General features: G+C 64.8%; 9 protein-coding genes and 1 pseudogene. 6 read left to right on the top strand and 4 right to left on the bottom strand.

Going from position 1 to position 11,374, the window contains the following annotated elements:
* Positions 1-448: 448 nt before the first annotated feature.
* Both AWB68_RS39130 and AWB68_RS39125 read right to left on the bottom strand, forming a co-directional pair.
* A complete protein-coding gene (locus tag AWB68_RS39130) occupies positions 449-1,924 on the bottom strand; it encodes an HDOD domain-containing protein (protein ID WP_087649567.1) in 1,476 nt (491 codons plus the stop codon).
* Between the two features lie 149 nt (positions 1,925-2,073).
* Positions 2,074-3,960, bottom strand: coding sequence for a putative bifunctional diguanylate cyclase/phosphodiesterase (locus AWB68_RS39125; RefSeq protein WP_087649566.1), 1,887 nt, complete (start codon positions 3,958-3,960; stop codon positions 2,074-2,076).
* A 454-nt stretch (positions 3,961-4,414) separates the two neighbouring features.
* On the opposite strand from AWB68_RS39125, the gene AWB68_RS39120 reads away from it, so the two are divergent.
* The 3 genes from AWB68_RS39120 to AWB68_RS39110 are packed head-to-tail and all read left to right on the top strand — an operon-like array spanning position 4,415 to position 6,859.
* Complete coding sequence (locus tag AWB68_RS39120; protein WP_087649565.1) at positions 4,415-5,695, top strand: EAL and HDOD domain-containing protein; 1,281 nt, start codon at positions 4,415-4,417, stop codon at positions 5,693-5,695.
* A gap of 58 nt (positions 5,696-5,753) precedes the next feature.
* Complete coding sequence (locus AWB68_RS39115) at positions 5,754-6,320, top strand: peroxiredoxin (RefSeq protein WP_087649564.1); 567 nt, start codon at positions 5,754-5,756, stop codon at positions 6,318-6,320.
* A 47-nt stretch (positions 6,321-6,367) separates the two neighbouring features.
* Positions 6,368-6,859: a hypothetical protein gene (locus AWB68_RS39110; RefSeq protein WP_087649563.1), complete on the top strand. Its 492-nt coding sequence runs from the start codon at positions 6,368-6,370 to the stop codon at positions 6,857-6,859.
* 13 nt (positions 6,860-6,872) lie between these two features.
* On the opposite strand, the gene cydB is transcribed toward AWB68_RS39110, so the two are convergent.
* Both cydB and AWB68_RS39100 read right to left on the bottom strand, forming a co-directional pair.
* Positions 6,873-7,877, bottom strand: coding sequence for a cytochrome d ubiquinol oxidase subunit II (cydB, locus tag AWB68_RS39105; RefSeq protein WP_087649562.1), 1,005 nt, complete (start codon positions 7,875-7,877; stop codon positions 6,873-6,875).
* Positions 7,878-7,967: 90 nt separating this feature from the next.
* Entirely contained in the window at positions 7,968-9,407 is a 1,440-nt protein-coding gene (locus tag AWB68_RS39100; protein WP_087649570.1) for a cytochrome ubiquinol oxidase subunit I, read from the bottom strand.
* A gap of 426 nt (positions 9,408-9,833) precedes the next feature.
* Between AWB68_RS39100 and sugE the strand changes: the two genes are divergently transcribed.
* The 3 genes and pseudogenes from sugE to AWB68_RS39085 form a co-directional block, all read left to right on the top strand.
* The gene (sugE, locus tag AWB68_RS39095) at positions 9,834-10,154 is read left to right on the top strand and encodes a quaternary ammonium compound efflux SMR transporter SugE (protein WP_087649561.1); all 321 of its coding nucleotides are present in this window, start codon (positions 9,834-9,836) and stop codon (positions 10,152-10,154) included.
* 227 nt (positions 10,155-10,381) lie between these two features.
* On the top strand, positions 10,382-11,017 hold the full coding sequence (locus AWB68_RS39090) for a DUF4126 domain-containing protein (protein ID WP_087649569.1): 636 nt from the start codon (positions 10,382-10,384) through the stop codon (positions 11,015-11,017).
* Positions 11,018-11,082: 65 nt separating this feature from the next.
* A pseudogene (locus AWB68_RS39085) lies at positions 11,083-11,374 on the top strand (ABC transporter permease); the annotation flags it as partial.

The following is an 11,374-nucleotide window of genomic DNA, read 5'->3' as shown; positions in this document are numbered from 1 at the left end:
TGGCACTGCGTGCCCGACGACAGGTTCGCTAAGCGGTGAATTGAAGCATGAGCAAGCACAAACGCAGGATGGTGATATAGCGATGGGTATTGGTTTTGCCTGACGGGTGAGCGCGTAGCGCGAGGCTGGATGTATGACTGCTGGTCCACTTCGTATAGCGGTGCGACGCGCGCGCCTCTTCTACATGCCAACAACGATGAAACCCCGCTAACGACACTCCCCCGGTTGGACCACTCCGAGGGAACGGGCTAGCGGGGCATGGCAAGGATTAGCGTTGGAAAGCTGCTTTCTTTGCTTACTTTCTTTGCAGCAGCAAAGAAAGTGAGTCCCGCCCCGGACAGGGGCAGAGCTAATAAACCAAAACCAATACAAGTTCCATAGAAGCCCAAGCGCATCAAACGGTGTAAACAACAACCCCCCACCCCACCCCCAAGCGCCAGCGAACCCCTCACAACAACTCAACTTCCTTCCAATCCGCGTTAGCAAAAAAGCGGCCCAACTCCCGCGTGAGTTCATTGAGCGCGCTCATCTCCGGCGGGGTGATCTTTCGCACTTGCGGCGCCAGCGTCCAATCCCCATAGACCAGTGCCACAGTCGAATCATTCGCCTTCACCGGCAAGAGAACGAACGCCTGCGCATCGCCAAACGTGCCCTTGAACCACCGCGGCAGACGCGCCTCGATCCGCGGATCGTGCGCATTCTCGATGAAAATGCCCACCGGATTCGAGATCGCGAGATGAAACACATCGGGCTGGAAGGCGGCAGCGAACTGCAACGCCGGCAGCATGGCCTCGACATTCGGCCCCAGCCCGAGCCGCGCGTGAAATTCCTCGTTGGCCTGCCGCACGAATACCACCGTGCGCGAGAAACCCAGCCCCGCAAGCATCGCTTCCGATGCCAGCGCAAGCACCTGCCCGAGCGCATTCTTCGACGGCAGCGCGCGCAAGTCCTCGAGACCCGCGCCGAGCCGCGCCTCCGCCGTTACCCCCGCACGCGCGATCGCATCGGCATTCGCACGCAACTCGCCGATCTCGCGCATCACGCCGTCGCCGCTTTCCTCGCTCGCCAGCGCGAGGCTCATCGCGGCGAGCGTCTCGGCGTCGGTGTTGAGCGCGCGGCTGTAGCGATTCGCGATGTCGACCAGCAACAACTCGCGGTTGCCTTCACCCATGTTCTGCGCGGTCAGCGCATCGGCGACTTCGGTCGAGTAGTTGGTGACGGCCTGCAGCCAGCGGACGTGACGCGGCAGGGTTTCATCGGGCGGCGCGAGCGGGTCGCTTACGCGCATGCCCGCGCGGATCGTCTCGGGCAGGCGCCAGCGCTCGGCTGCCTCCATGCCGATCTCCTCGAACGAGACGCCAAGGAGCGCGGCGCAGGCGCTGCTGTCGCTGATGTTGTCGGCGGCAGCCTTGCGGCGCAACTGGTCCCACTCGCTCTCCAGATAGAACGCGACGAGCAGCTTGCCGATCTGCCGCATCAGCGTGCAGACGACCGCTTCCTCGGCGGAACGCAGGTCGGTGCGCTCGGTGATCTGGCGCGCGACGGCGCCCGAGAGCAACGTGCGGTTCAGTTCAAGCTTGGCGTCGATGCGGCGCGGCGCGCTCTGGTGAAAGTGATCGACGAGCTTCAGCCCCACCACGAGATGGCCGACCGCATCCATGCCGAGCACCATCAGCGCGCGCGTGACCGTTGTGATGTTGCCGCCGAACGCCATGTACATCGCCGAATTGGCGAGACGCAGCACCTTTTGCGTGAGGCCGAAGTCCGACAGCACGACTTGCACGAGGGCGGTGAAGTCGAGGTCGTCGTCGCTCATCGCGGACACGGTCGTGCGCAGCGCCTGCGAGAGCATGGGGAAATCCCCGCGCTCGCTCATGCGCATCCACAGCTTGTCCAGTAGTTCGGCCTTGACGGTGCTTGCCATGCGTATTGTGAGAAAGCCCTACACGTGCCGCGGCGGCCAGGCCGGTGCGGCGCAATTCATCGACCCGGAATGATCTTGATCGAGACCCTACCTGGAAATGCCAGGTTGCCCGGCGTGTTCGCGGATTAAAACACGAACGTGCCGGTAGCTCATATTCCCTCGTGCAGGAAAAGCGAATTCGACTGGAAGGACCGCGCCAGCTCCTCCGACGGCAACGCGTGGCTGACGAGCCAGCCCTGGATATGATCGCAGCCCATCTCGGTCAGCAGGTCGCGCTGCGCCTCGGTTTCGACGCCCTCCGCGACGAGCTCCAGCCCAAGCGATTGCGCGAGCCCCACCACCGCGCTCACGATAGCGCGGTTGTTGCGCGAGGTGAGCAGGTTCTCGACGAAGCTGCGATCGATTTTAAGCTTCGAAAGCGGGAAGCGTTGCAAATAGGCGAGGCTCGAATAGCCGGTGCCGAAGTCGTCGACGGCGAAGCGGATACCGAGCGCCGCGAGCGCTTCCAGAAGCCGCGTGGCCTCTTCGGGGTCGTGCATCAGGATGCTTTCGGTGATCTCGAAGACGAGCCGCTCCGCGTCGAGCCCGGTCAGCGTGAGCGCCTCGCGCACGGCGAGCGTGAAGCGCTTGTCGCGGAACTGCTGCGGCGACACGTTCACCGACACATAGTCGAGCCGGATGCCGATCGCATCCCACTGCACGAGCTGCATGCAAGCGGCCTTCAGCACCCAGTTGCCGAGATAGTTGATCAGCCCGATCGATTCGGCGAGCGGAATGAAGGTCGACGGCGGGACAAGTCCATGCACCGGATGTTGCCAGCGCATCAGCGCCTCGACGCCCACCACGCCGCCCGAATGGCTGCTCGTGATCGGCTGGAAATGCAGCGAGAACTCGCCGTTGCGCACGGCTTCGTACAGGTCGGCTTCGAGCTTCAGGCGTTCGGCGTCGGCGGGGTCGTCGTCGAGCGTGTGGAAGACGAGCGTGTTGCCGCCCGCCGCCTTCGCCTCGGCGAGCGCGTGATCGGCCATGCGCAGCAAGTGCGCATCGACGGTGCCAGGCGCGCTCGTTACCGGGCCGGCGTGGTCAGGATAGAGCGCGACGCCCACGCTCGCCGACAAGTGCGTGTGCTGTCCGCGATGCCGGTAGGGCTGTGCGATCGCCGTCAGCAGGCGCCGGCCGAGGTTTTCGGCGGCTTCCGCCGTCGTGCCGGCGGGCACCAGCACGGCGAACTGGTCGCTCGCGATCCGCGCGACGGTTTCGCCATGCCCGGCCGCGTGCTGGATGCGCCGCGCGGTTTCGCGCAGCAGGTCGTCTCCGGCGTCGTAGCCAAGCGCGCGGTTGATGCGCTGATAATCGTCGATATCCACCAGCACGAGCGCCGCCTGCGTGCGCGTGTGCTCAGCCTCCGCCTGCACGGCGTTGAGCGCCGGGATCAGGGCGGTGAGATTGTCGAGCCCGGTCAGCGGATCGTGATGCAGCGCGTGCCTGAGCTTCGCTTCGTTGTCGCGCCAGTGCGAGACCTCGAACGCGGCAAGCGCGAAACCGGGCACGCCCTGCGCGGCGGTGGACAGCATCCGCAGCTCGACGCAGATCGGATAGGTCAGCGACTTCACGAGCGAGAGCGTCGCCGATTCGAGCTTGCCGCTCGCATGCGCCCGCGCGACGAGCGCGTTCAGTTCGTCGGCTTCCGTCGACGGCACGAGGTCGTGCAGCGTCAGCATGCCAAGGTAGTCGCGGTGATAGCCGATGAAGCCGATGCTCGCATCCGACACGTACTGGAAGCGCAGTGTGTCGTCGAGTTGCGCGAGGAAGTCGACGGTGCCGAGCGTGGCTTCGTGCGGCGCGCGCGTGGCTTCGAGTTCGGCGGGGGCTTTCGATGTTGCGTCGGGCGCGATGAATACCGCCGCGGTTTCATCGAACTGGCTCGCCGCGGGCGCGCTCGCGGGCGTCCGCGACGCGCCGAACAGCCCGAGCGCGGTGTCGAGTGCGGCGCGCCAGCGGCTGCGGCGGTTGGCTGTGGTCCGGTTCGCTTGCATTGTTATGGTGATGGCCTTGGGTTGCGCGACCTGTCGGCGAACGCGCGGCGGCACGTCCGTAAGGGTCTTGCCCCGCGGTTTCCCGCGTAACAGGACACGCCCTATCAGGCAGGTTATCGGCTATGTCACGCATTTCTTTAACAAGCTGCGCCCTCGAAAGACGTGCTCGCGCAAGCCTTGCTGCGATGACGTGTCGAGATTTTGTCGCGGGTCTCCAGGAGGACGCGCAGGCTTCTTTTTCGGTTACAGTGTCGCGTTGCGTATCTCGTATTTCCTACCGGGATGCGGCCTGAACATGCATCGCTCGCGCAGCTTTTACCGACACTTAAACCGCACTCTCGACTTGCCCTCTCATGTGTGATACGAGTTCATTGCGGCCAACGCCAGCCGGCACGTCTTCCCCGAAACGCGCGCCGACGTGGGCCGGGCACCTTCTCTTTGTCGTGTTCGAGTCATGACGGATTCGTTGCAGACGACGGAAGCAGGCGAAGCGCGCGAACCGGAGACCGTCTACCTCGGACGCCAGCCGATCCTCGATCGCGCCGGCGCGCTGCACGCCTACGAATTGCTGTTTCGCGACAGCCCGGACAACCATGCGCGCGTGCAGGACGATGTGCAGGCGACCGCGCATGTCGTGGCGCGCGCGGTCGGGGAGATCGGGCTCTCGGCAGTGCTCGGCGACTATCGCGGCTACGTGAACATGAACCGCGCGCTGCTCTTCGACGACATCGTCCACATCATGCCGCCCGAGCGCTTCGTGCTCGAACTGCTGGAGACGATCACCTTCGATGCCGCGCTCTACCGCCGCTGCGCGCAGTTGCGCGAGGCGGGCTTCGAGTTCGCTCTCGACGACGTCGTGCGCCTCGACGATGCGATCCTCGAAACGCTGCCTTACGTGGATACGGTGAAGGTCGATTTCCTCGGCGCGGACCAGGCGCAACTGCCCGAACTGGCGCGCGTCCTGAAGCAGCACGGCAAGGCGCTGCTTGCCGAGAAGATCGAGACCCACGAGCATTTCGTGCGCGCGCGCGACCTTGGCTTCGACTACTTCCAGGGCTATTTCTTCGCACGGCCGCAAGTGCTCGCGACGCGTCGCCCGAGTGCATCGCGCATAGCGTTGCTGCGCCTGTTGTCGCTACTCGCCGACGAACCCGCGATGGGCACGCTCGAAGCGGAGTTGAAGCGCAATCCGGAGATCGTCGTGCAGTTGCTGCGGCTCGCCAATTCGAGCGCGTTCGGGTTGAGCCGGCACGTCTCGTCGCTGCGCGATGCGATCGCGGCGATCGGCACACGGCAGATCACCCGCTGGACGCAGTTGCTCCTCTACGCGGACGGCCGCGGGCTGCCGTGGCGCTCGGACCCGCTCGTGCAACTCGTCGGCACGCGCGCGCGCTTCATGGAACTTGCGGCGCACGTGTTGCGTCCATCGGACGAAGCCTTCGCCGATGCCGCGTTCATGACCGGCATCTTTTCGCTCGTGCACGTCGTGGTCGACATGCCGCCCGCCGAGATACTCGCGCAGCTGAATCTGTCGGAAGAGATCCGGGCCGCGATCGGGTCCGGGCGCGGCGCGCTCGGCGCGCTGCTCGGGATGTCGCAGGCGGCCGATCGCGGCGACCTGCTCGTGATCGATCCGGGCATCTCCGACGCCGCGTTCGCGCGGCTCACGCCCGCCGCGCTGGCGAGGCTTCACGTCGAAGCGGCGACGTGGTTCGCCGCGCATCGGCTCGAATGAAACGCGCGCGCCGTTCTTCAGGCACACTGGCAGCCACGTCAACCTGGAGGCCACGGACATGAAACGCAACTTTGCAACCAGGATGCGCGCGGCCGCGCTCGGCGCGAGCCTCGCCGCCTACGCGCTCGTCGCGTGCGCGACGCTCAAGCCAGGCGATCACGCGCCGGCGTTCGTCGCGCAGGCATCGCTCGGTGGCAACACCTACAACTACTCGCTTGCCGACGAGTTGAAGAAGGGCCCTGTCGTGCTGTACTTCTATCCGGCCGCGTTCACCAAGGGCTGCACGATCGAGGCGCACGAGTTCGCCGAAGCGGTCGACCAGTACAAGGCCGAAGGCGCGACGGTGATCGGCGTCTCGCACGACGACATCGACACGCTCAAGCGTTTTTCGGTGAGCGAATGCCGCAGCAAGTTTCCGGTCGCGGCCGACGGCGACTCAAAGATCATCAAGTCCTACGACGCTGCGTTGCCGTTGTCCTCGAAGGCCAATCGTGTGTCGTACGTGATCGCGCCCGACGGCACGGTGATCTACGAATACACGAGCCTCTCGCCGGACAAGCACGTCGCCAACACGCTTCAGGCGCTGCACGAGTGGAACGCTAAGCACAAGACGCAGACGCAGTGATCTCCTTCAGGTTCGAGTTCAAGCTCAAGTCCTACTGAATCGCGAAGATGCCGATCGTCCTCGCTCTCGTTGCGCTCGTCGGGTTGATCTACGGCTCGGTGTGGTCGTTTCATGCGCTGTCGGCGCGTTTCGGCGTGGGCGTCGCGACCGGCGTCGCGATCTTGGCGGCGGCGCTGGTCATTGCGGCCATCGCGTACTGGCTGCATCGTCGACGCGAAGTCGCGCCGAACATCGCGCGCGGGCAGGGCGGCGACTGGACGCATGAACTGGAGCGCGACTGGGGCGGCGTGCGGCTTGCAGCGGACAAGCGCCTGTGCGACCTGCGCGTCGGCGATCAACGTGGCGGCTATATCTTCGCGGACCTGCTCGGCGCGCGGATGCAGCCGGCTGCCGGCGCGGCGGGGCAGTGGCAGGTCGCGCTCGCCGTGAAGGACGCGAAGGACCCCGCGCGCCGCGAGTGGCTCCTGCCGATGCGCGACCAGCGCGAGGCGCGCAGGTGGTCGCGGATTCTGTCGCGGGCGGTGGAGCAGAAGTTGTAGGCGCGTGGCGTCCTCACCCGTGATACCCCATATCCCCCCGGACCTTCCCGCGAAACACCCAGTACGACCAGATCACATAGAGCACGATGATCGGCAGCAGGAACATCGTCCCGATCAGCAGAAATTGCTGTGACAGCGGCGCCGCCGACGCGTCCCACAGCGTCACCGACGGCGGCGCGATGAACGGCCACAGACTGATCACCAGCCCGGTGAACGCGAGAAAGAACAATCCGATCGAGCACAGAAACGGCACGACTTCGCGGCCTTTGGCGAGGCTCGACCAGAGCGTCCACGCGAGCAGTGCCGTCAGCACCGGCACGGGCGCGAACGCAAGGCTCGCCGGGAAATCGAACCAGCGCGCGGCGATGCGCGCGTCCTTCAGCGGTGTCCAGATGCTGATCAGCAGGATGAACGCGATCACGCCGACGAGCGCGACGCGCGCCATGCGACGCCCCCATGCCTGCAGGTCGCCCTCCGTTTTCAGCACGAGCCACGTCGTGCCCTGCAGCGCGTAGCCGAACACGAGTCCCACGCCGACCAGGAGCGGAAACGGCGCCACCCAGTCCCAGCTCGTGCCCGAAAATACGCGTCCCGTGATCGGGAAGCCCTGCATGAACATGCCGAGCACGATGCCTTGCGAAAACGTCGCAACCAGCGACCCATAGCCGAACGCGCTGTCCCAAAGCCACTTGCGCGCCCCGACGACCTCGCGGAACTCGAACGCGACGCCCCGGAAGATCAGCCCGAGCAGCATGAAGAGGATCGGGAAGTAGACGGCCGGCACGATGATCGCGAACGCCAGCGGGAACACGGCGAGCAGTCCGCCGCCGCCGAGGATCAGCCAGGTTTCGTTGAAGTCCCAGACGGGCGCGACGGAGTTGATCATCATGTCGCGGTCGTGGGGATCACGGCGCAAGAGAAACACCATGCCGACGCCGAGATCGAATCCGTCGAGCAGCACGTACATGAATACCGCCAGCGCGAGGATGGCGGCCCACAGCGGTACGAGATCGAGCATCGTTGTTCTCCTGGCGGGTTTCGTTACACCGTTTGATGCGCAAAAACATCAAACGGTGCGAACACGACCTGACACTCCGGCGGCTCGGCCTCAAGGGCGAGGCGGCGGTTCGACGTCCTTCCCGCCCGCCACCGCGCCACGCCCCGACAACGCCGACAAGGGCCGCGCGCTGCGCTTCTCGGGCTGCAACTCATCGCTGTCCTGTCCCTGCGACGCCTCCGACGGTCCGACGCGCACCAGCCGTCGCAACAGCGTGAAACCCGCGCCGAAGATCACGAGATAGGCGAGCACATAAAGCAGCCACGACAGCCCGACGTTGGCGGCGGTCAGCGACGGCGTCACGGAATCGCGCGTGCGCAGGATGCCGTAGACGGTCCACGGCTGCCGGCCGGCTTCGGTGGTGGTCCAGCCGGCGATCACCGCGATGAACCCGAGCGGCATGCCGAGCGTCGCGCAGCGCAGCCACGTGCGGCTTTGCTCAAGCCGTCCGCGCGCGAACAGCACGATGCCCGACAGCACCAGCAGGAACATCAGGATCGCGATCCCGACCATGATGTGGAACGCGAAGAACACCACCGCGACGGGCGGCCGGTCCTCGCGCGGGAATGCCTTGAGACCCTGCACCGTGCCGTTCGGATCGTGCGTCAGGTAGATGCTGCCGAGCACGGGAATCGCGATCTCGAAGTGATTCGTCTCGGCTTCCTGGTCGGGGATCGCGAAGAGATTCGCCGGCACCCGCGAGCCGGTTTCCCACAGGCCCTCCATCGCGGCGATCTTCACGGGCTGATGCTTGAGCGTGTTCAGGCCGTGCATGTCGCCGATCACCATCTGGATCGGCACCATGATGACGAGGAAAATCAGCGACATCTTCAGCATCACGCGGCTTTCTTCGAGCGCGCGCCGTTGCAGCACATACATCGCGCCGACGCCGAGGATCACGAAAGCGGCCGTCACGAGAAAGGCGCTCACCGTGTGGCCGAGCCGGTAGGGAAACGACGGCGTGAAGATCACGTCGAAGAAACTGACCACTTCGAAGCGGCCGTCCGGCAGGATGCGGTGGCCCTGCGGCGTCTGCATCCAGCTATTCACCGCGAGGATCCAGAACGACGAAATCACAGTGCCGCTCGCGACGAAGATCGCCGACATCACGTGCGCCCACTGCGGCACGAGCTTGCGCCCGAAGAGCAGCACGCCGAGGAACGCGGCTTCGAGGAAGAACGCGGTCAGCACTTCGTAGCCCATCAGCGGGCCGATGACGTTGGCGGCGGCGTCCGAGAATCGGCTCCAGTTCGTGCCGAACTGAAACGGCATCACGATGCCCGAGACGACGCCCATTCCGAACGACACCGCGAAAATCTTCAGCCAGAACGCGGAAAGTCGACGATAGACATCGCGCTTGGTGATCCACCAGTTGAATTCGAGCGTGGCAATAAAGCACGACAGGCCGACCGTGAAAGCCGGCAAAAGAATGTGAAAAGCGACGACCCACGCGAACTGGAAGCGGGACAGAAGGACGGCATCGAACTCCATGAGCACTCCGCGTCGAAAGTTTGAATCGAACGACGAATCGTAATGGGCGTAATGGGCGTGATGGGCGTCAGGCTTTCCGCCCGGCTGCATCGGGGCATTGCCGGCGATCTCCGCAATGATCGACCGCCCGGGTGACATTCACCTTAATACACGTTCCGGCGATTATTCGCCATTTCATGCCGATGTGCTTTTGTCTGGCAAAGCGAATAACGCAGCACGCGAAGCGTGCTTTATCGACGCATGAGTTAGCGTATGAAACGGATAAACGAAGGTTGAACGAACGCATCGCCCGGATAAACCGCGAAGGGGCGCGGAGCATTTTGCACCGTTTTGGTACAATTACAGTTCACCTACAGCCGCATGGACGACCGTGCGCGCTTTCCGATTCACCGGGGACGGCCCCATGTTTTCCGTGGAGTGTCCTCGATGTCCTGGATTCTTCTTCTTGTCGCCGGCCTGCTCGAAGTCGCCTGGGCCGCCGGGCTCAAAACCTCCGAAGGCTTCACGCGGCTCTGGCCGTCCGTGTTCACGCTCGTCACCGCCGTCGGCAGCTTCGTGCTCCTCGCGCTCGCGATGCGCCAGTTGCCGCTCGGCACGGCCTATGCCGTCTGGACCGGCATCGGTGCGGTCGGCGCGTTCGTGTTCGGCATCGTCGTGATGGGCGAGACACTGAGCGCCGCGCGCATCGCGAGCGCGGCGCTGATCGTGATCGGGCTCATCGGGCTGAAGCTGTCGTCGGGTCATTGATGTCTGGTTTATTGCGCCTTCGAGCACTCGGCTTTTTTGCAACCCGTGCAAGGCCCGGCGCAGCGTGGCTATAATGGTCTGAAGTCATCTCGAAATTGTTGGACCGCGCCGCACTCGTGATATCAAATGCCGGCATCTTCTTCGATGCGGGCGGCTTCTTCCGGCAATTCCCGGCGGAAGCGACCGGCGCCGACGCTCTGGCGCGTGCAGCATGCAAGGAGGCGGCAATGCTGGAAGCTCTTTCGCTCGCGGCGGGCCTTTCGTGGGCCAGTGGACTGCGCCTGTACCTCACGATTTTCGTCGCGGGCGTGTTCGAGCGAATGGGTCTCGTGCATCTGCCGGACGCGCTTGCCGTGCTTGGCTCGCCGTGGGTGATCGGCGTGGCGGCGTTTCTGTCCATCGTCGAATTTTTCGCCGATAAGATTCCCTCCTTCGATTCGCTCTGGGACGCCATCCACACGCTGATCCGCATTCCGGCCGGTGCCGTGCTGGCCGCCGCGTCGTTTGGTCACGCCGATCCGACGCTCGTCACGATCGCCGCGCTCGCGGGCGGCACGCTCGCCGGCGCATCGCATTTCGCTAAGGCAGGCACGCGCGCGCTGATCAACCTGTCGCCGGAACCGGTGACGAACTGGGCGGCCTCCGCGACCGAGGACGTCGGCGTGCTCGGCGGCTTGACGCTCGCGTTCTTCGTGCCGCTCCTGTTCCTGCTGCTCGTGATTGCGTTTCTCGTCTTCGCCGGCTGGGCGTTGCCGCGCCTCGTGCGTGGCGTGCACGGCGGCGTCAGCCGGATGGCGAAGCACATGGTGCCGAGCGTCGAGCGGTTCAACCGGCTCGGCCGGTTGCGGAGCAAGCACGATTGAGCGCAACGTCCGAAGCACCGGGAACACCCGCAACGTCCGCGAGCCGTAATCCCAGTTTTTCTCAAATTGCGCGTCAGTCCTTGAGAATGACCGCGCGCGACTGGCGCGCGGGCGAACTCACGATGCTGCTAGTCGCGCTCGTGCTGGCCGTGGCGGCACTCGCGAGCGTCGGCTTTCTCGCCGACCGGATGCGCCACGGCCTCGAACGCGACGCCCGCCAGATGATCGCCGCCGATTTCGTCGTGCGCGCCGATCATCCGGTCGACCCGTCGTTCGCGCAGGAAGCGGCGTCGCTGAAACTCGCGACCGCGACCACCACCATCTTCCCCAGCATGATCAGCGCGACCGGCACGGCGG

The organism is Caballeronia choica (genome assembly GCF_001544535.1).
In the GTDB taxonomy this organism is placed as follows: domain Bacteria; phylum Pseudomonadota; class Gammaproteobacteria; order Burkholderiales; family Burkholderiaceae; genus Caballeronia; species Caballeronia choica.
Note: the sequence above shows the minus strand (reverse complement) of the source record. Positions and strands in the feature narration are given on the sequence as shown.